An 18,421-nucleotide genomic window follows, 5' to 3' on the forward strand; every position below is an offset into this window, starting at 1 on the left:
TTGGTTCTTCGGTTCAGTCTGCGGCGGCCATGTCGGCCGTCCAGCCACGTGTCTTGCCGGGATTGAGCAGGCCAAAGGGATCGGCCAGCTTCTTGAATTCGATCTGCATGGTGTCGATCTCTTTCATCCCGCCATCTTCGATCGTGAAGGCGTGCGGATCGTAGATGTCGCAGCCGTCCTTCTCCTCCAGCTCCCGGATGACGCGGTAGGTATCGTCGCGATCCTTGTAACGAACCAGGGGCAGGCCGAAGATCTGTATTTCGCCTTCCAGCCGCGCCATCTCATGATGCATGTACTGGTCGTCGCCATAGCGCTCCATCTGACGCAGAACCACATCCGGGTCGAAGGGGCGCGGATAGGCGACCTGAAGATAGGTCCAGCCTTCCTCGGCCTTCAGCGCCTGCAGGGTGGTGTGGTTCCAGCCGCATTCGTAAGCGGGCTGCAATCCCTTTGCATGAAGCGCGTCCTGCGTCATGCCGAACGAAACGCGGCCGCCGAACGACGCCACCAGTTCGGCAAAGCGGGCCTGCTCTTCGGGTGCGATCATTGCGAACACCGCATCGCGGTCGGCCGGGAACAGGTCTCCGAACTTGGTGTAGAAGCGCGAGAAGCGGCGATCCACCGTGGTCAGCAGATAGCAGTCCAGCTTGTCGTCCAGCGCCTTCAGGCAGAAACGCAGCGTCGCGTCGTAGCTCTCGAAGAGGGCTGCGGTGTGAATCCAGTCGGTCGCTTTCGTCAGGCCGATCTCCAGCTCCATGACGATGCCGTTGGTGCCATAGGCATGCTGCACCTTCTGGATGTCGTGGCCATGCAGTTCGATGATCTTCGGCTCCGGCTCCACCGTCATCACCTTCACCGAATAGATGTTGCCATCGTCGCGCAGCATGCCGTGGCGCAGCGAGCCGATGCCGCCCGAGCCGCCAGTGAAGAAGCCGCCGATGGTGGCGATGCGACGCGTCGACGGATACATGAGAAGCTCCTGTCCCGTTTCGCGCACGGCATCGTCCAGCCGCGAGATGCGCGCGCCGGCCTGCACGCGCACGCGGCCCGGCTCGATCGAAAGCACCTTGTCGATCTTGGTCATGTCGAGAATGATGCCGCCTTCCAGCGGCACGCACTGGCCGTAATTGCCGGTGCCGCCACCGCGAATGGTGATCGGGATGCGCAGTTTCGCGGCCGCTGCCGCCACTCGGCGCACCTGATCCTCATCGGCCGGGATGACGACGAGGTCACCCACGAAATGGCCAATATCTTCGCTGAGGATGGGGCTGTACCAGAAATAATCGCGCGAACGCAGTTCAACCTGCTTCGGATCGTCGTAGACACGGATGCCATCGATCTCGCTGCGGAAGGCGGCCCAGTCATAGGCGCGCACGGGCTTGGTCGCGACGTTCATGCGTTTCTCCAATCGTTGTTTGCTGCCAGCAGTGGCGCACCGCTGCGATAGACAATGCGTTCGCTCCGGGGACGGCTGATGAGGTCGCCCATATCGGTTGCGCCATGCCAGATGAAGTCGGCCTGCATGCCCTTCTCAATGGGCCCAAAGGCATTGCTTGCGCACCAGCGCGCGGGCAGTGAGGTTATGCTGTCCAGCCACGCATCCGGTTCCAGATGCGCGGATGGCACCGCCAGTCTCAGAATGGAAAGCGGGTCGTAATCTCCATACGGATAGAAGGCGTCGCCGACATTGTCGGAAGCGATCATCACCTCCATGCCCGCCGCGCGCGCCTCCTTCAGTGTGGCAAGGCCGCGCAGGCGTGGCGTGCGGCCGATGCCGCGATCCTGCAGGTAAAGGTTCGTGGTTGGCAGAACCACGAGCCCCACGCCAGCGCGCGCGCCTGCCGCCAGTATTCGTTCCAGCTCGTCCGGCGCACGCAGCGACAGGGAGCAGGCATGGCCGCACAGCACGCGTCCGGCCATGCCGAAACGCGACGCGGCATCGATGATGAGCGACAGTCCGTCGGCTTCCGGCTCCAGTCCTTCATCGACATGAAAATCGAGGGTGAGATCATGGCGCGCGGCAAGGCTGAACATGGTTTCAACCTTGGTCGCCAGATCCGGGTTGCGGTAGAAGAAGGCACCGAACACGCCCCTGTCGGCCGCCACCCGCGCGGCGATGGCGCTTCCGGCTTCGGGTACGATATCTCCCAGAACGAGAGCTGCCGGTTGCAGATCGACACGGCCTTTCCATTCCTCGCGCAGCTCGCAGAGCACGGGCCATGCCGCCGGCACGTCCGGCGTCACCCAGTCGACGTGGCTGCGAACGGCACCGACGCCATGCGCGAAGGCTGCTTCCAGCGCGCGGCCTGCCCGCGCACGGATATCGGCGGCGGTCCAGTTCGGCCGGTCCTCTTCCATCAGCGCGATGGCATCGAACAGGGACTGGATCGGAGCCGGGTTTCCGGCTTTGATCCTTTGGATGGTGTGGGTCTTGTCGAGATGCACATGCACATCGGCCAGCAGCGGTGTCACGAAGCCGCCGCTAGCCTTCCCGACATCGCCGGGGTTTGCGGGAACGACATAGGCGACAAAGCCGTTCTTCACCACGATATCGTGGCGCCCGGAAAGCCCGGCCACGCCCACGCCCGACAGGCGCAACGTCCCGTCCGGCGCGTCTGTGCGTGGAATGTCGTGCCCTTTGGTCACGCTCAGGTCTCCCGACGGATTTCGCTTTCGTGCCAGCGTCCAAGCACGAGGCGCGACAGCCAGCTCGTGGCGAGGAAGATGACGATGCCGAGAACCGAAACGAGGAACAGGGCCGCGAACATGCGCGGGATCTCGTTGCGGAAGCTGGATTCCAGAATGCGCGAGGCGAGGCCCGTGTTCTGGCCGGCGGTGCCCGCGACAAACTCGGCCACCACAGCACCGATCAGCGCCAGACCGCCGGCGATCTTCAGCGCCGCCATGAAGTAGGGCAGGGCGCTGGGCGCCAGCAGAAAGCGGAGGCGCTGCAACGGCGTCGCACGGTAGAGCTTGAACAGGTCGCGTAGATTGTGGTCGGCGCTCCGCAGGCCGATCACCGTGTTCGACAGGATCGGGAAGAAGGCGACGATCCAGGCGCAGATGAGCAGCGCGGTGAAGGTGTCGCGCACATAGATGAGGATCAGCGGCGCAATCGCCACGACGGGCGTGACCTGAAGGATCACCGCGAAGGGGAAAAAGCTCATTTCCACGGTGCGGGACAGGGCGAAGATCATGCCCAGCAGAACGCCGCCGGCAATGGCGCAGGCCAGCGAAAGCATGGTCAGCCTCACCGTGAACATCATCGAGCTCATCAGCGAAGACCAGTCCTTCACCAGCGTTTGCGCGATCAGCGATGGTGCGGGGATGACGTAGTGAGGAACCTCATAGTAGCGGACCAGCCCTTCCCACACGAGAAGGGCGATCACGATGGCCATTGTCGGCATGATGACCGCCTGGCGGCGCTCGATGCGGGCGCGGCGGTTTTGTTCGGAATTGAGTACTGGCGTCTCGGTTGTCATGGCGAGGGCCTCAATGGTTGATGTCGTCATTTCCGAGCGTCTGATTGAGCGCGTCGGAAACGATTTCACAGCTTTCGGTATATTCGCGGGTGGTGCGGAAATTATCCGCACGGGGATAGCTTCCCGGAATAGCGATATCGGCGACGACGCGCCCCGGTCGGGCAGCCATCACCACGACGCGGTTGGACAGATAGACCGACTCATAAACGCTGTGGGTCACGAAGATCACGGTCAGCCCATGTTCCTGCCACAGGCGCAGAACGTCGTTGTTGAGCTTGAAGCGGGTCATTTCGTCGAGCGCTGCGAAGGGCTCGTCCATCAGCAGCAGACGGGGCTTGGTCACGATGGCGCGCGCAATCGAGACACGCATCTTCATGCCGCCCGAAAGCTCGCGCGGATAGGCTTTCGCAAACTTGCTCAGCCCCACCTGCGCCAGAACTTCCTCGACGCGCGGCGTTGCCTGTGCACGTGACATGCCGCCAAGCCGCAGCGGCAGGTAGACATTGTCGAACACGGATGCCCACGGCATGAGTGTCGGCTCCTGAAACACGAAGGCGACATCCTGCGGGCCGGTGCCGCTGCCCGGCGCATGGCCATTCACGGTGATAGAGCCGGCGGACACTTCCGACAGGCCTGCAATCATGCGCAGCGCGGTGCTCTTGCCACAGCCCGACGGTCCAAGGAAGCTGACGAACTGCCCGTCCTCGATGGAGAGCGACATGTCGCGGACAGCCACCACCCCCGTACCGTATTGCTTGTAGACGTTCCTGATTTCGATCAGTGGCTGCGAACCTGTCGTAGCTGCTGCGCTCATTGCGTGTCCTCACCCCAGGCCGGGTTGTTGTCGAGCCAGGTCAAAGGCGCGCGCTCCACCTCGGCGAGCACTTCGACGAGACGGTCGGCTGCATAATCGATGGTCTGGCGACCTTTTTCGGTCGTCGCGGCGGCGGCGTTGCCGGCAGCGCCGAAGGGGTTGATGTCATGCATCTGCCAGCCGGGCTTCGCGCCCGACAGCGCGATGTGACGATATTCGCTTTCAAAGGTTTCGGTGAGAGCCGAAAAATTCTGCGCCTTGTCCATCACCACCAGATCGGGGTGCATGGCAAGCATCACCGACGTCTCCATGTCGCCGGCATGAATGCCATGCAGCGTTTCATGCTCGTCATAGAGGCCATCCGGCAGGCCGTGCCCGAACCAGTTGACCGAAAACACCATCATGCCATGGCGCTGGCGCAGCTCGCGCGCAACGATATCCATGATGCTGATCTGCCCGCCATGGCTGTTGAGCAGCACCATCTTGCGAACGCCGCTGGCGGCAACGCAGGCACCGATCTCGCACCACATTGAAATAAGCGTCTGGGCGGAGAAGGTCAGCGTGCCGGGATACCGAGCGTGCTCATTGCTTTTGCCAACCGGCTGCGTGGGCAGAAAAAGCGTCCGGCTCGTTTCCGGCAGCCGCTCCACAATGGCTGCCACCATGCCGCTGACGATCGCGGCATCCACTGACAAAGGCAGATGCGGCCCATGTTGCTCCGTAGCGCCAACAGGCAGAACCGCGACGATGCCGCCACGATCGAGCCGGGAAAATTCCTCGCTCGTGTAATCCGACCAATATCTTTTCAAAATCAGAATTCCTCCCTCATGCTCCGCGCAGCTTCGCTACGAGAAAGCGCGGAGCAGCTTCAGATGCCGGCGCGCCTCCACGTCGCCACCAAAGCTGTTCTCCATCCCTGACGCAGCTGGCTTTCTCCCTGCTCCCAAGGGGCCGAAACTGCATCCTGAGCGATACTACTAAACGATCTGATCGATCGGTCAAACTAATTGTTTAAATTCTCCCGGGAATATGCAACCAAATGTCCTGCGGCCCTTCGAGGGAGCGAAGCGCGCAGTTCGTGCGGTGGGCCGTCAGTGGAGGATGTCGATGGTTGAAAGATGCATCATCGTGGGTGCCGGGCATGGCGGCTCGCAGGCCGCGGTCAGCCTGCGTCAGGAAGGATATTCCGGCGAGATCGTGCTGGTCAGCGATGAAAAGGACCTGCCGTATCATCGTCCGCCCCTGTCAAAATCCTACCTGAAGACCCCCGATGCGGAAGGGCTGGTGCTGCGCACGGAGGCCGTCTATCGCGACAATGCCGTAGAGCTGGAACTCGGCATATGTGCCGAACGGATCGATACGAGCGGGAAGCGGCTGGTTCTGGCTGGCGGGCGCGAGCTGGAATTCTCCGACCTCGTTCTGGCAACGGGTGCGCGGGCGAGGATGCCCGGGCTTCCCGGCATGGATCTCGATGGCGTCGTCACGCTGCGCACCATGGAAGACGCCCGCCGCATTCGTGCGGCGATGCCCCGGGTCGAGAATGTGGTGATTGTCGGCGGCGGTTTCATCGGCATGGAAATGGCGCATAGCTGCATCGGCCTCGGCAAGTCGGTTACGCTCATCGAAGCTGCGCCGCGGGTGCTTGCCCGTTCGGTCGCGCCGGTCGTTTCCGCCCATGTCGAGCAGCGCAGCCGATCTGTCGGCATCGACCTGATCACCGGCGCGCAGCTTGCCGCCATCCACGGCGAAAACGGGCGCGTTGCCGCCGTTTCCACCGCAGACGGCCGTCGTTTCGATGCAGACATGGTTGTGATGGGGATTGGCGCGGTGCCCAATGTGGAACTGGCCGCCGACGCGGGACTTGAAATCGCCAACGGCATCGTCGTCGATCCGAACCTGCGCAGCTCCGCAGCGAACATTCACGCCATCGGCGATTGCGTCAGCTTCGATCACCATCAGCTGGGAACGCGGGTCCGTCTGGAATCGGTGCAGAACGCAACCGACCATGCGCGGCATGTCGCGCTGGCCCTCACCGGGCGCGCACGTCCCTATGCCGAGGTTGCATGGTTCTGGTCCGATCAGGGCGACATGAAGCTTCAAACCGCCGGGCTGTCAGCCGGTGCGGACAATTGCATCGGATCGGGCGACCCCGAAGCCAACGCTTTCTCCGTCTATCATTTCAGCGGTCAAAGACTGGTCGCCGTCGATTCCATCAACCGGCCGGCGGATCATATGATCGCGCGCCGGCTTCTTGCAGCCGGCATCAGCCCCACGGCAGCGGATATCGCGGAAGGCCCCCAACGCCTCAAGCAAATGGCCAGCCCCGCCAGGGCAGGCTGAGCCCTACACATATTGCGCGGCTGCCGTGACGGTCGCGGAAACATCATTCGGAGTTCTGTGCAAATGCTTCACTGCCTTATCATCGGCGCGGCCGGCATGCTCGGCGACGGGCTGGCAAAGCGCCTCGTGAAGGATGGCCAAATCGGCGGCCGCAAGGTCGGGCGGATGACGCTGTTCGACATCGTTGCTGCCAATACGCCTTCAGCTGAAGAAATTGGCGTAACGGTCGAGACCGGCGATATTTCATTGCCGGAAACGGCGACAGATCTCATCGCATCCCGCCCCGACGTGATCTTCCATCTGGCGGCCATCGTATCGGGCGAGGCGGAGCGGGATTTCGAGAAAGGCTATCGCATCAATCTGGACGGCACCCGCCATCTGTTCGAGGCTATCCGCAAGGCGCATGAGGCGGATGGCTATTGCCCGCGCGTGGTCTTCACCTCCTCGCTTGCCGTGTTCGGCTCGCCCCTGCCTGATGTCATCGGCGACGACTACATCATCACGCCGCGCTCCAGCTACGGCACCCAGAAGGCCATCGGCGAACTGCTTCTGGCCGATTACAGCCGGCGCGGTTTCCTCGATGGTATTGGCATCCGCCTACCCACCATCTGCATTCGCCCGGGAAAGCCGAATGCGGCGGCTTCCGGCTTCTTCTCCGGTATCCTGCGCGAGCCGCTGGCGGGTCTGCCTGCAACCTTGCCGGTCGACACCTCCGTGCGCCACTGGTTCGCCAGCCCGCGCGCGGCGATCGGCTTCATGGCCCATGCCGCGGCGGTCAGCAGCGAGTTGCTGACCGAGCGCCGCAACATGACGATGCCCGGTGTTTCGGCAACGGTGGCCGATGAGATCGAGGCGCTGCGCACCACGGCCGGTGAGGCCGCAGTTGCCCTCATCCGCCATGAGAAAGACCCGGCCATCGAGGCGATCATCTCCACCTGGCCGCAGGCATTCGACGCCGGTCAGGCGCTCAGCCTCGGCTTCGAGGCTGACGAGTCGTTCGAAGCCATCGTGCGCGCTTATCTTGAGGATTACGCACCGGCTGTGGAGCGCGCATCGTGAGCGCAGCAGTGCAGGACACCACCGTCAGCGGAAAAAACTTCCTTCTGATCGGCCTTGGCGCAATGGGCTACGGCATGGGCCGTTCGCTGCTGCGCGCCGGCCTTCGCGTGGACGGCTTTGACCTGAATGCAGAAACGCAGGCACGCTTCCGCACCGAAGCAGGGCTTGACCGCACGCTGGCAGAAGCTGCAGGCGAAGCGGATGGTGCGATCCTCGTTGTGGTCAACGGCGCACAGACAAGCGAGGCCCTGTTCGGCGCGAATGGCCTTGCCGAAAGGCTGAAGCCGGGTGCGGTGGTGATCAGTTGCGCCACCATCGACCCGCAGCAGGCTATCGCTTTCGAGCAACGGCTTGCAGAAAAGGGCATTCTCTATCTCGATGCCCCGATCTCCGGCGGTTCGGCACGCGCCGCGCAGGGCAAGCTTTCGATCATGGCCTCCGGAAGGCCGGAAGCTTTTGCAAAAGCTGAGCCTGCGCTGGATGCCATGGCCGAAACCCTGTTCCGGCTGGGCGACAAGGCCGGGCCCGGCTCGGCGATGAAGAGCGTCAACCAGCTTCTGGCCGGCATTCATATCGCGGCCACCGCGGAAGCCTTTGCCTTCGGCATCGCGCAGGGGCTGGATGCGGACCAGATCATGCAGGTCATTCCCGCCTGCGCGGGCTCCTCATGGATGTTCCAGAACCGTGGTCCCTACATTGCCGATGGCGACTACCGGCCGCATTCGGCGGTCGATATCTTCGTCAAGGATCTGGGCATCGTCACCGAAGCGGCTTCCGGCGCAGCGCTAGACCTGCCCGTTTCACAGGCCGCGCTTGAGCGCTACCGTGCTGCTTCCGCCGCAGGCATGGGGCGCGAAGGAGATGTGGCGCTGGTCAAACTCTACGCTGCCCAAAGCGGCATCGACCTGCCGCCGAAACGCTACGAGGACAAGTGAACATGCTGCTGGGCTGCATAGGTGACGACTTCACCGGCTCTTCCGATCTGGCCAACACGCTGGTCAAAAGCGGCATGGCCACGACGCAATATTGCGGCGTACCGCAGGGCAGGGCCGATGCCGGCGTGGAAGCCGGGGTCGTGGCGCTGAAGACGCGCAGCATTGCGCCAGGGGAGGCTGTCGCGCAGTCGCTTGCGGCGCTGGACTGGCTGCGTGAACAAGGCTGCCGCCAGTTCTTCTTCAAATATTGCTCCACTTTCGATTCCACGCCGCAGGGCAATATCGGCCCCGTGGCAGAGGCGCTGGTGAAGGCGCTGGGCGCCGAAAAGGTGATCGTCTGTCCGGCTTTCCCGGCCACCGGCCGCACCATCTATCAGGGCCATCTGTTCGTGGGCGACAGGTTGCTCAGCGAATCCGGCATGGAGGCGCATCCGCTCACCCCGATGACCGATCCGGACATTCGCCGCTGGCTTCAGCGCCAGACCGCGCTGCCGGTTGGCCATGTCGGCTTCAGCGATGTGCGGCGCGGCGCGCAGGCCATCGGTGAAGCGCTCATCCGCCAGCAGGCGCAGGGCCACAAGCTGGTTGTCGTCGATGCGGTGCAGGATGAGGATCTGTTCGCCATCGGCGAGGCGGCAGCGGATCTTCCGCTGATCACCGGAGGCTCAGGTGTCGCCCTCGGCCTGCCGGAAAATTTCCGCCGCAAAGGGCTGATCGGAAACCGCGACGTTCAGTGGAAGGCGATTGATGGAGCCGGTGCCGTGCTTTCCGGCTCCTGCTCGCGTGCCACGCGGGCGCAGGTCGCGCATTACCGCGCCGGCCACCCTTCTCTGGAAATCAAGGCAGATGCCCTGATATCCGGCGACATGACTCTTGCCGCCGCCGCCGCATGGCTCCGGCAGAACCTCGACGGCGCGCCGCTGGTGTTTTCCTCCGCCGATCCGGAGGAGGTTGGCCGCGCTCAGAAACGTTACGGAACCGAAGAGCTTGCAGGCCGCATCGAAGCCTTCTTTGCCGGTCTGGCGGCACAGGCGCGCGAGCTTGGCGTGAAACGGCTGGTCTCCGCCGGCGGCGAAACATCCGGCGCGGTGGTGCAGGGCCTTGCCTGCGAAGCCTTGCAGGTTGGCCCCGAGATCGACCCCGGCGTGCCGATGCTGCGCCTTGGCGACGAGGATTTCGGCCTTGCCCTCAAGTCTGGTAATTTCGGCTCGGAGGATTTCTTCTCCAAGGCGCTGGCCATGCTGGAAGGGAGATAAGGGGTGAGCGAAGAGGCGCGTCTGCGTGAAACGATCTGCGCCATGGCGCGTTCGGTCTTCGATCGCGGCCTGACAGGCGGCGCATCCGGCAATATATCGGCGCGCCTGTCAGATGGCCGCTTGCTCGTCACGCCAACGGGGTCATCGCTGGGTACGCTCGACCCCGGCCGCCTTTCGCTGCTCGACACGCAAGGCCGCCTGATTTCCGGCGATGCGCCGACCAAGGAAATGCCGCTTCATTCGGCCTTCTACGAAACGCGCGGCGCGAAGTCCGGCGCCATCGTGCATCTGCATTCCACCCATTCGGTGGCGCTTTCGATGCTGCCGGAAACCGATCCCGACAATGTGCTGCCGCCGCTGACGCCCTATTCGGTGATGAGGCTCGGCAAGGTGAAGCTGCTGCCCTATTTCCGGCCGGGCGATGCGGCCATCGGCGAGGCGATCCGTGGCCTTGCCGGCAAGCGCGGCGCCATACTTCTGGCAAATCACGGGCCTGTGGTTGCCGCCAAGGATCTGGAAGCGGCACTTTACGCCATGGAAGAGCTTGAGGAGACCGCGCGTCTCGCGCTGCTCACGCGCGGCATGTCGCCCAGAATGCTGACGCCCGCGCAGGTGCGCGACATCGTCGATCATTTCAATATCGAGTGGGAATAATCATGAGCCTGTCCTTTTCAGCCAATCTCGGCTTCCTGTGGACGGAGCTGTCGCTGCCGGATGCGGTGCGCGCCGCAAAACGTGCCGGGTTCAGCGCTGTGGAATTGCACTGGCCTTATGCGACAGATGCTTCGGACCTGAAGCAGGCGCTGGCCGAAACCGACCTGCCGGTGCTCGGGCTCAACACATCGCGCGGCAATGTGGAAAATGGCGATTTCGGATTGTCCGCATTGCCGGGCCGCGAGCAGGATGCTCATGCCGCCATCGATCAGGCACTGGCGTATGCTGTGGAAATCGGCGCAACCGCTGTCCACGTGATGGCTGGCAAGATCGCTGCGCCGGAAGCACGCGAAACCTTCATCGCCAATCTGCGCTATGCCGCCGACAAGGCTAAACCTTCAGGCATCACGATCCTGATCGAGCCGATCAACCAGCACGATGCGCCGGGCTATTTCCTCAGCGACAATGCAACGGCTTCCGCCCTCATCGCAGAGGCCGGCCGCGACAACATCCGGATCATGTTCGACTGCTATCATGTCGGACGCTCGGGAAAGCCGGTGCTTGAGGAGTTCGAGGCCCACAAGCACAATATCGGCCATGTCCAGTTCGCCGCCGTTCCGGATCGCGGCGAACCGGACTCAGGCGAGGTCGATTTTTCTGCTGTTCTGCCGAAGCTGGCGGAAGGCGGCTATCGTGGCCACTTCGGCGCCGAATACAAGCCGCGCGGTACGACCGAAGCAGGACTTGGCTGGTTGGCAGCCTGGCGCTGAAAGCGTTGCGGAATCCTGATCGCCGCGAAGACTATCCGATCATCCTCCGGCAATTTTTCGAATGGCTGGAGGGAGGGATCGCCGATCTGTGCGCCGTGGTGCATGAGGCTGCCCAGTCCAAGGTGTTTGGCGAGGCGTTAGGACGCTTCTATGCGGACAAGCATGGAATGGAAGTTGTTGGGCTGCGGATTGCCTCGTTCCAGCCAAAGCCGACGACTGTGCGGCACCTCGGAACATGGCTCAGCCCGCGTGATTGCGTCGAACTGGTGAATTGCTCACTGCAGGCCAAAGGCATTCACTTTGAGGTCGTATATGGCGTCTCGGCGAATTCGCGCGAACTCTATACCGATCCCAATCGCGCTAACATCGGCTACATTCCTCTCGACAACGCGGAAAATTATGCTGCGGAAATTCTTGCGGCAATGAAGCCTGAAGACGAGCCGGAAATGGAGCGCGCTTTCCATGGCGCACTTTATGTGCCGGTTGGTTTCTCCGGAGATCTCAGCAAAATCTCCTGATCTGAACCGCTGTGCAGGCGACGCTACCCGGTTCTGAGCGTTTGCCGGCGCGCCCGTCGATCAGGTGGGCCCGCCGCGCCAGCAGTTTCTCAGGGTCTGCGATGGGACCAAACATCTCCCGGCGTCTTCCAGTGATTTTGGCATTTGGCTAGCTCTTGCACCACCAGTGACACGATTGCCTTCTTTGGCAGCTGGATCCCTGTTCAGATCGCCGATTGCAGGGCGCCTTGCGGGTCGAAAGCTTCGATCATGCGTGGATAGGCGCGGCGCATATCGTCCACGAAGGTGGTGTAGGGCATGTCGTCAAACTCGCCGATATAGTCGATGTATTCCATTCTAAGCCGGCCATCCCGCCCATAGGAATGAAAGATGGAATCATGTTTTCCGTCGAATTCCAGCGGCTCCATGCCCTGACGGTCGCACAATGCCTGGTCGAAGGCCGGCGTCGCCTTGACCCATTTTCCGTTGAGGAAAAGCAATGTGTAGGCATGCCAGCGGAAGATGTCGTCATCCATCAGTTCGGCGACGCGCGGTGAGGTCACATGATTGCGCACATTGGCAAAGCCCAGCCTTGCCGGCACCCCTACGGCTCGTGCCGAAGCAGCGAGAAGGATCGCTTTCGGCACGCAAAAGGATGAAGCTGCCTCCAGCACATTCGACGCGATGAACAGCTCTTCGCGAACGCCGAAACTGTTGAGCGAATAGGGGATCATGTCGCGCAGCCGGTAGTAGAGGCGCACCGCTTTCGACACATCATTGCCGCTGCCTGCCGTCTCCATCGCGAAGTCGCGGATCGACGGGTGCCCGAAATCCAGATAGCGCGTCGCCTTCAGCGCATTGTCCATGGTGTCCTCCCTTGCCGGCTCAGTATCGGGGCCGGTGTGCCGGCATACTGGCGCAAACCACGCTCCGGCATATCCGCCAGTTGAACTGCATCCACAATATAATTATAGACCGGACGGACGGTCAATTTCCAATTGCGGTGGATCGAAGCAGCTTCTGCATGCAGGACGCTTTCATTTGCGATGCGGTGCGCGCACCCATTGGCCGCTATGGCGGAACCCTGTCGGCGGTGCATGCCGATGACCTCTCAGCCATTCCGCTCGCCGGTCTTGTCCGGCGCAATCCGGACATGGCTGGGTCCATTGTGGATGACGTCATCTATGGCTGCGCCAATCAGGCCGGCGAAGACAACCGCAATGTGGCACGCATGGCCGTGCTGCTTGCCGTCATGCCTGTGTCCGTTCCGGGCACGACCGTCAACCGCCTGTGCAGGTCGGGCATGGCTGCCGAGGACATGGCTGCGCGGGCGATCCGGTCCGGCGATTGCGAGTGATGCTGGCCATGCCGCGCGAGCCTGTATTGCCTGATGATGCGCCCCATGTGAACCCCAATGGCGGTGCCATCGCGATGGGTCATCCGCCGGGCATGAGCGGCAGCGCCTCGTCACCAGTGCCATCTGTCAGCTTCAGCGGCGGGGTGGCCGTTATGGTCTGTGCACCATGTGTGGTGGGGATGGGGCAGGGCATTGCTCCGATCATCCAGCGGGTTCGACACCTTCTGCGGAAATGGACGCGCTGTCAGTGAAACGTGCATCTGGCTGCGGGGTGGTCAGACGAGGGACTTGCTGCCGGCGATGATCAGCCGGGTCACGATGTCGGCATAGGCATCGCGACTGATGGGACCGTTTGGCCTGAACCACATATACATCCAGTTCATCATGCCGAAGAGCGACATCGTGACCGGCATCAGCAGCGGTGTCTCGCCGTCAAGCTTCGGATTGATGTCGTTGAGGAGGGTGGAGAAGCGGGCCACGATGCTCCGCTCGATGGCGCGCAGCTGATCGGTCATCTCCTGCGGCAGCACGTTCTTTCCGGTAAGCTGCACCTGATGGTAGTTGTCGGCGTTGCGATAATGCTCAAGGAGCTGGCCGACGATAAGGCGAAGCCGCGTCTCCGCCGGCAGGTTGGCGTCATCTGCCTGCGCCAGCGCATCGTCCAGTTCGCTCAGATGCGTGTGCACGATGTCGAAGATCAGGGCGTCCTTGCTCGGATAATAATGATAGAGCAGCGCCTTCGATACGCCGCTGCGTGATGCGATCTGGGCCATCGAGGCCCGGTCTATTCCCAGTTCTGCAAAAGTGCTCGCAGCGGTTGTCAGGATGCTGCGTTGCTTTTCCTCGAAATCGGCTGCCCGTGTTCTGGCCATGTCCGCTTGATCCAGTCCTGTTGCGGCGCGTTGCCGGAATTTCATTTCATGGCGGGCAGAACAGTTGTTCGTGGGGACTGCTGGCAGGATTGTTGCCCTGATGCTGATGGCGCCCGATGCGCCCATATGTTCGCACTTGTTCCCGTTCTGAAAAAATCCCGCTAAGGGCTCAAAAAAAGTTCTTGCATAAACCGTCCGGTCAGTCAATTATAGCTTTATGTCCGATCCGGGGAAGGAGCGCTTGCCGTTCAGGTGGCAGCTTCTTCCGGATGGACAGGGAGATGATTTCAGGAATGGGCGCTGCCTGAAGGTTGCCGCGGACGAGTTCCCGGCAGGCCGTTGGTGCTGTGCGTTCTGCAAGCCGGGAGGCCAGTCGAAATGATGTCCGAACGCCTGCATGTGGCAGGGAGGGTTTTGCCGTGAGCGTTTCCGTTGCGCCCGGGCGGCTTGAGCTTGAGGGGCTTCATCTCTCCTTCGGGGGGCTGAAGGCCATCAGCGATGCTTCCTTCGTCGCCGAGCCTGGCAGGATCACCGCTCTGATCGGTCCGAACGGTGCCGGCAAGACCTCGATGTTCAACTGCATTTCGGGTTTCTACCAGCCGCAGCGCGGCGCGGTTCGCTTCGATGGGCGCGATGTCAGCGCCCTTGCGCCGCCGCAGCGCGCAAAGCTGGGTTTTGCCCGTACCTTCCAGAATATCGCGCTGTTTCGCGGCATGACGGTTCTGGACAACATCAAGCTTGGCCGTCATGCGCATATGCGCACCAATGTCCTGCAGGCGCTCACCTATTTCGGCAGGGCGGCGCGCGAGGAAATGGAACTTCGCGCGGAGATCGAGCGCGACATCATAGATTTTCTGGAGATCAACCATATCCGGCATATGCCGGTGGGTTCGCTCTCCTATGGCCTTCAGAAACGCGTCGAGCTGGCCCGCGCGCTGGCCATGCGTCCGCGCATCCTGCTGCTCGACGAGCCTGTCGCCGGCATGAACCGCGAGGAAACCGAGGACATGGCCCGCTTCATTCTCGATGTGAAGGAGGAGTGGGGCACCACGATCCTGATGGTCGAGCACGACATGGGCATGGTCATGGATATTTCCGACCATGTTGTCGTGCTCAATTTCGGTCAGGTCATCGCCCGCGGCCTGCCGCAAGAAGTGCAGAACAATCCCGATGTGGTTGCCGCCTATCTGGGATCGGGCGATCCGGCGGCGCTGATGAAGAAGCTGGCCGGTGAAGCCGCGGAGCGCGCCGCATGAGCGATTTTCTGTTTTTTCTTGAAGTGTCGCTGGCGGGTCTCGGCTCCGGTGCGCTGCTGTCGCTTACCGCACTGGCCTTCGTGCTGATCTACAAGGCAACGCAGGTCATCAACCTCGCCATCAGCGAGATCCTGATGATGGGCGCCTATATATTCTTTGCCTTTGCGGCAGGGCTCGGCCTGTCGCCATGGCTCGCGCTGCCGCTGGCCATCGCCGGCGGTGGCGTCATCGGCGGCATCGTCGAGCGCGGTGTCATCCGCCGCATGCTGGGCGAGAGCCCGATCTCGATCTTCATGGTCACCGTGGGGCTCGGTTCCGTTCTGGTCGGCCTCGTCGAGTTCATCTGGGGTGCCAATCCGCGCACCCTGCCTGATTTCATTGGCAGTGCTCCCGTCTTCATTGGCGAACTCTATGTGTCGCGCAAGATCGCGGTCGGCTTCTGTGTGGCGGCTGTCGTCATTGCCGTTTTCCTCGTGCTGTTTCGCTACTGGCGCGGCGGTGTCGCCCTGCGCGCCACGGCCAGCGATCAGGCTGCCGCCTATTCCTGCGGCATCAACGTGCCGGCCGTCTTCTCGCTGTCGTGGATCATCGGCTGTGGGGCAGCTGCCGGTGCAGGCGTTCTGCTTGGCGCCATCGGCGGTATCTCGCCCACGATGGGTGCCTTCGGCCTTTCGGCACTGGTGGTGGTCATCGTCGGCGGCATGGATTCGGTTGCCGGCGCGCTGATCGCGGGACTGGTCATCGGCCTCGTCGAGGCCTGGGCCGGCACCTATCTCGGCGGCGAATACAAGTCCGTCTCCACCTTCCTGATCCTGATCCTGATGCTGATGGTCCGGCCCTACGGCCTCTTCGGCACCCGCGAGATCGAGAGGCTCTGATGCGTATCGCCACTGCCAAGCAAACCTATCTTGCCGACGAGGCTCTGATCCGTACCCGCACCCAGATGGCATGGTGCGGCGTGCTGGCCGCCAGCCTGCTTGCAGCACCCTTCGTGCTGGACTCCTACTGGCTCTATCTGGCCTGCCTCGTGCTGATCAACGTCGCCAGCGCCACCGGCCTCAACATCCTCACCGGCTATACCGGTCTCGTCAGCCTCGGGCAGGCGGCGTTCATGTCGGTCGGCGCCTACACGGTCGCCTGGCTGGAGCGCAATACAGGCATGCCGTTCCTGCTGAACCTGCTGCTGGGCGGTGGGGTCGCGGCGGCTGTCGGCATGCTGGTCGGTATTCCTTCGCTGCGGGTCAAGGGCCTCTATCTGGCAATCGCCACCATCGGCGCCTCGATCATCCTGCACTTCGTCTTCCTGAACTGGACGTCGGTGACGGGTGGCGCACGCGGCCTGCAGGTGTCCCCCGCCAGCCTGTTTGGAACGCAGCTTACCACCTATTTCCAGCTTTACTGGGTGTTCATGCCGATCACCGTCGTGATGGTCATCGGGGCGGCCAATCTGTTCCGAACCCGCATTGGCCGCGCCTTCATCGCCATTCGCGACCGGGACATCTCGGCCGGCGTGCTGGGCATTCCGCTGCTGCGCTACAAGCTGATGAGCTTTGCCATTTCATCCTTCTATGCGGGTGTGGCGGGCGGAATGTGGGTCTACTTCTTCCGCGTGGTGAGCCCGGAGAGCCTGACGCTTGCCGATTCCATCTTCTTCCTCGCCGCGATCATCGTCGGTGGCATGGGATCCATTCTGGGTGCGATCCTCGGCGCCATTTTCATGACGCTCGTGCCGGAAGTGCTGCGCTATGCGGTCGAGGCTGCCTCGCCCTATGTGGCGGATGCCGGCTCGCTTCTGTCACCGATCCGCACCATCGCCTTTGGCGCGCTGATCATGCTGTTTCTGGTGTTTGAACCGCAGGGGCTGGCCGAAATCGTCCAGCGTATCCGCCGGTTCTTCCACCTGTGGCCTTTCAAGAAATAACCCCGAACAAGGAGGAGACCGGAATGTCGGGCATTACCAGGAGAATGTTCATGGCGCTGCTGGCGTCGTCGGTGCTGGCAACTGCCGCACCCGCTTTCGCGCAGCAGGACGTGGATGAAATCATCATCGGCGGCTCCATGCCGCTGACCGGCGTATTCGCCTTTGCGGGCGTGGCGATCGAAGCCGGGATCCGCGACTATGTGAAGATGATCAACGAGGAAGGCGGCATCAACGGCAAGCCGGTACGCTTCATCTATGAGGACACCGGCCACCAGATCGATCAGGCCGTAGCCATCTTCAACAAGCTGACGACCCAGCACCGGAACATCCACCTCTATTACGGCGATTCGACCGGTTTCTCCCGCACCATCAACCCGGAGCTGGAGCGGCGCGGCGACATCATGCTGACCAGCGTGTCCTTTGCCTCGGAGATCAACAATCCGGAGACCTTCTCCAACCAGTTCATTGCCGGTCCGGACTACTCGCAGATGGTCTCGATCCTGCTGGAGCACATCGCGAAGGAAAAGCCGGGCGCGCGCATCGTCTTCGTCAATTCCGACGGCGAATTCGGCCGCGATCCGATCGAACCCTCGACCGCCCGGGCGAAGGAGCTTGGTCTGGAAGTCGTCGAACAGATCATCACGCCGCCGGGCGCCGTCGATGTGTCGACCGAAGTTCTCAAGCTGCGCCGCGCACGGCCCGACTACACCATCTTCCACGGCTACATCCTGTCCCCTCTGCCGGAATTCATGACGCAGGCGAGGCAGCTCGGCCTTGAAACCAAGTTCATGGGCACGTTCTGGTCGATGGATTCCAGCATCTGGGAAGATGTGGGCGAGCATGCCGATGGCTTCATGGGCGTCATGCCTTATCGCTACTACTATGATGATGCGGCCGATGCTCCGATGCTGGAGCGCATCCGCCAGATGCGTCCTCAGTATCAGCCGACCGGCTACACGCAGGGCTTCCTCACCGCCATGCTGATGACGGAGGCGGCAAAGCGCGCGCTGGATGCCGGCAAGGAACTGAACGGCGCCAACCTGAAGGCCGCGCTGAACTCCATTCAGGATTTCGACACCGGCGGCATCATCGGCGTGCCGATCAGCATCTCGGGCAATTCCATTCCGGTGGGGCGCATCTACCAGTACAGCGCCAGCGCCAGGCGCATGGAGCCCGTGTCGGACTGGATCAGCCTGAAGGACTGACGA

General features: G+C 62.3%; 19 protein-coding genes and 1 pseudogene. 13 read left to right on the forward strand and 7 right to left on the reverse strand.

Going from position 1 to position 18,421, the window contains the following annotated elements:
* Window positions 1-13: 13 nt before the first annotated feature.
* Genes HNR59_RS17395 through HNR59_RS17415 form a run of 5 tightly spaced genes read right to left on the reverse strand, consistent with a single transcriptional unit; the run spans window position 14 to window position 5,105 of the window.
* Window positions 14-1,396: an FAD-binding oxidoreductase gene (locus HNR59_RS17395; RefSeq protein ID WP_183832310.1), complete on the reverse strand. Its 1,383-nt coding sequence runs from the start codon at window positions 1,394-1,396 to the stop codon at window positions 14-16.
* Window positions 1,393-2,646, reverse strand: coding sequence for an amidohydrolase family protein (locus tag HNR59_RS17400; protein WP_343060856.1), 1,254 nt, complete (start codon window positions 2,644-2,646; stop codon window positions 1,393-1,395). Before HNR59_RS17400 ends, HNR59_RS17395 begins: the two co-directional genes overlap by 4 nt.
* Window positions 2,647-2,648: 2 nt before the next feature.
* The gene (locus tag HNR59_RS17405) at window positions 2,649-3,482 is read right to left on the reverse strand and encodes an ABC transporter permease (RefSeq protein ID WP_183832459.1); all 834 of its coding nucleotides are present in this window, start codon (window positions 3,480-3,482) and stop codon (window positions 2,649-2,651) included.
* Window positions 3,483-3,492: 10 nt separating this feature from the next.
* On the reverse strand, window positions 3,493-4,296 hold the full coding sequence (locus tag HNR59_RS17410; RefSeq protein ID WP_183832311.1) for an ABC transporter ATP-binding protein: 804 nt from the start codon (window positions 4,294-4,296) through the stop codon (window positions 3,493-3,495).
* Window positions 4,293-5,105, reverse strand: coding sequence for a creatininase family protein (locus HNR59_RS17415; protein WP_183832312.1), 813 nt, complete (start codon window positions 5,103-5,105; stop codon window positions 4,293-4,295). The genes HNR59_RS17410 and HNR59_RS17415 overlap by 4 nt, the downstream gene beginning before the upstream one ends.
* Window positions 5,106-5,403: 298 nt before the next feature.
* Between HNR59_RS17415 and HNR59_RS17420 the strand changes: the two genes are divergently transcribed.
* The 7 genes from HNR59_RS17420 to HNR59_RS17450 all read left to right on the forward strand — a co-directional run bounded on the left by HNR59_RS17420 (window position 5,404) and on the right by HNR59_RS17450 (window position 11,828).
* Complete coding sequence (locus tag HNR59_RS17420; RefSeq protein WP_183832313.1) at window positions 5,404-6,636, forward strand: NAD(P)/FAD-dependent oxidoreductase; 1,233 nt, start codon at window positions 5,404-5,406, stop codon at window positions 6,634-6,636.
* 63 nt (window positions 6,637-6,699) lie between these two features.
* The gene (gene denD / locus HNR59_RS17425) at window positions 6,700-7,695 is read left to right on the forward strand and encodes a D-erythronate dehydrogenase (protein ID WP_183832314.1); all 996 of its coding nucleotides are present in this window, start codon (window positions 6,700-6,702) and stop codon (window positions 7,693-7,695) included.
* On the forward strand, window positions 7,692-8,630 hold the full coding sequence (ltnD, locus tag HNR59_RS17430) for an L-threonate dehydrogenase (RefSeq protein WP_343060857.1): 939 nt from the start codon (window positions 7,692-7,694) through the stop codon (window positions 8,628-8,630). The genes denD and ltnD overlap by 4 nt, the downstream gene beginning before the upstream one ends.
* 2 nt (window positions 8,631-8,632) lie before the next feature.
* On the forward strand, window positions 8,633-9,886 hold the full coding sequence (otnK, locus tag HNR59_RS17435) for a 3-oxo-tetronate kinase (protein WP_183832315.1): 1,254 nt from the start codon (window positions 8,633-8,635) through the stop codon (window positions 9,884-9,886).
* 3 nt (window positions 9,887-9,889) lie between these two features.
* Complete coding sequence (gene otnC, locus HNR59_RS17440) at window positions 9,890-10,540, forward strand: 3-oxo-tetronate 4-phosphate decarboxylase (RefSeq protein ID WP_183832316.1); 651 nt, start codon at window positions 9,890-9,892, stop codon at window positions 10,538-10,540.
* Window positions 10,541-10,542: 2 nt separating this feature from the next.
* The gene (locus tag HNR59_RS17445; RefSeq protein ID WP_183832317.1) at window positions 10,543-11,310 is read left to right on the forward strand and encodes a hydroxypyruvate isomerase family protein; all 768 of its coding nucleotides are present in this window, start codon (window positions 10,543-10,545) and stop codon (window positions 11,308-11,310) included.
* Between the two features lie 98 nt (window positions 11,311-11,408).
* Window positions 11,409-11,828: an NAD-dependent epimerase/dehydratase family protein gene (locus HNR59_RS17450; RefSeq protein WP_183832318.1), complete on the forward strand. Its 420-nt coding sequence runs from the start codon at window positions 11,409-11,411 to the stop codon at window positions 11,826-11,828.
* A 203-nt stretch (window positions 11,829-12,031) separates the two neighbouring features.
* Here HNR59_RS17450 and HNR59_RS17455 read toward each other — a convergent pair whose 3' ends face one another.
* Complete coding sequence (locus tag HNR59_RS17455) at window positions 12,032-12,673, reverse strand: transglutaminase-like domain-containing protein (RefSeq protein WP_183832319.1); 642 nt, start codon at window positions 12,671-12,673, stop codon at window positions 12,032-12,034.
* 158 nt (window positions 12,674-12,831) lie between these two features.
* Between HNR59_RS17455 and HNR59_RS17460 the strand changes: the two are divergent.
* Both HNR59_RS17460 and HNR59_RS21045 read left to right on the forward strand, forming a co-directional pair.
* Window positions 12,832-13,161 (forward strand): annotated as a pseudogene (locus HNR59_RS17460) (thiolase family protein); the annotation flags it as partial.
* Window positions 13,162-13,172: 11 nt separating this feature from the next.
* Window positions 13,173-13,415: a hypothetical protein gene (locus HNR59_RS21045; protein WP_425488676.1), complete on the forward strand. Its 243-nt coding sequence runs from the start codon at window positions 13,173-13,175 to the stop codon at window positions 13,413-13,415.
* 24 nt (window positions 13,416-13,439) lie between these two features.
* Here HNR59_RS21045 and HNR59_RS17470 read toward each other — a convergent pair whose 3' ends face one another.
* Window positions 13,440-14,036, reverse strand: a complete 597-nt coding sequence (locus tag HNR59_RS17470) for a TetR/AcrR family transcriptional regulator (RefSeq protein ID WP_183832322.1) — start codon at window positions 14,034-14,036, stop codon at window positions 13,440-13,442.
* A gap of 419 nt (window positions 14,037-14,455) precedes the next feature.
* Here HNR59_RS17470 and HNR59_RS17475 point away from each other — a divergent pair, with 419 nt between their 5' ends.
* Genes HNR59_RS17475 through HNR59_RS17490 form a run of 4 tightly spaced genes read left to right on the forward strand, consistent with a single transcriptional unit; the run spans window position 14,456 to window position 18,418 of the window.
* A complete protein-coding gene (locus HNR59_RS17475) occupies window positions 14,456-15,292 on the forward strand; it encodes an ATP-binding cassette domain-containing protein (RefSeq protein ID WP_183832323.1) in 837 nt (278 codons plus the stop codon).
* Window positions 15,289-16,170, forward strand: coding sequence for a branched-chain amino acid ABC transporter permease (locus HNR59_RS17480; protein WP_183832324.1), 882 nt, complete (start codon window positions 15,289-15,291; stop codon window positions 16,168-16,170). The genes HNR59_RS17475 and HNR59_RS17480 overlap by 4 nt, the downstream gene beginning before the upstream one ends.
* Window positions 16,170-17,213: a branched-chain amino acid ABC transporter permease gene (locus HNR59_RS17485; protein WP_183832325.1), complete on the forward strand. Its 1,044-nt coding sequence runs from the start codon at window positions 16,170-16,172 to the stop codon at window positions 17,211-17,213. Before HNR59_RS17480 ends, HNR59_RS17485 begins: the two co-directional genes overlap by 1 nt.
* A 23-nt stretch (window positions 17,214-17,236) precedes the next feature.
* The gene (locus HNR59_RS17490; protein ID WP_183832326.1) at window positions 17,237-18,418 is read left to right on the forward strand and encodes an ABC transporter substrate-binding protein; all 1,182 of its coding nucleotides are present in this window, start codon (window positions 17,237-17,239) and stop codon (window positions 18,416-18,418) included.
* Window positions 18,419-18,421 lie beyond the last annotated feature (3 nt).

The sequence above is a fragment of the Aquamicrobium lusatiense genome, from assembly GCF_014201615.1.
GTDB classification, from domain to species: Bacteria; Pseudomonadota; Alphaproteobacteria; order Rhizobiales; family Rhizobiaceae; genus Mesorhizobium; species Mesorhizobium lusatiense.

Excerpts from the sequence above, each read along its gene's own strand:
- HNR59_RS17445 (WP_183832317.1), top strand. The coding sequence starts at position 10,543 with ATGAGCCTGTCCTTTTCAGCCAATCTCGGCTTCCTGTGGACGGAGCTG.
- HNR59_RS21045 (WP_425488676.1), top strand. The coding sequence starts at position 13,173 with ATGCCGCGCGAGCCTGTATTGCCTGATGATGCGCCCCATGTGAACCCC.
- otnK (WP_183832315.1), top strand. The coding sequence starts at position 8,633 with ATGCTGCTGGGCTGCATAGGTGACGACTTCACCGGCTCTTCCGATCTG.
- HNR59_RS17470 (WP_183832322.1), bottom strand. The coding sequence starts at position 14,036 with ATGGCCAGAACACGGGCAGCCGATTTCGAGGAAAAGCAACGCAGCATC.
- HNR59_RS17455 (WP_183832319.1), bottom strand. The coding sequence starts at position 12,673 with ATGGACAATGCGCTGAAGGCGACGCGCTATCTGGATTTCGGGCACCCG.
- denD (WP_183832314.1), top strand. The coding sequence starts at position 6,700 with ATGCTTCACTGCCTTATCATCGGCGCGGCCGGCATGCTCGGCGACGGG.
- HNR59_RS17395 (WP_183832310.1), bottom strand. The coding sequence starts at position 1,396 with ATGAACGTCGCGACCAAGCCCGTGCGCGCCTATGACTGGGCCGCCTTC.
- HNR59_RS17410 (WP_183832311.1), bottom strand. The coding sequence starts at position 4,296 with ATGAGCGCAGCAGCTACGACAGGTTCGCAGCCACTGATCGAAATCAGG.
- HNR59_RS17420 (WP_183832313.1), top strand. The coding sequence starts at position 5,404 with ATGGTTGAAAGATGCATCATCGTGGGTGCCGGGCATGGCGGCTCGCAG.
- HNR59_RS17405 (WP_183832459.1), bottom strand. The coding sequence starts at position 3,482 with ATGACAACCGAGACGCCAGTACTCAATTCCGAACAAAACCGCCGCGCC.
- HNR59_RS17490 (WP_183832326.1), top strand. The coding sequence starts at position 17,237 with ATGTCGGGCATTACCAGGAGAATGTTCATGGCGCTGCTGGCGTCGTCG.
- HNR59_RS17485 (WP_183832325.1), top strand. The coding sequence starts at position 16,170 with ATGCGTATCGCCACTGCCAAGCAAACCTATCTTGCCGACGAGGCTCTG.
- HNR59_RS17480 (WP_183832324.1), top strand. The coding sequence starts at position 15,289 with ATGAGCGATTTTCTGTTTTTTCTTGAAGTGTCGCTGGCGGGTCTCGGC.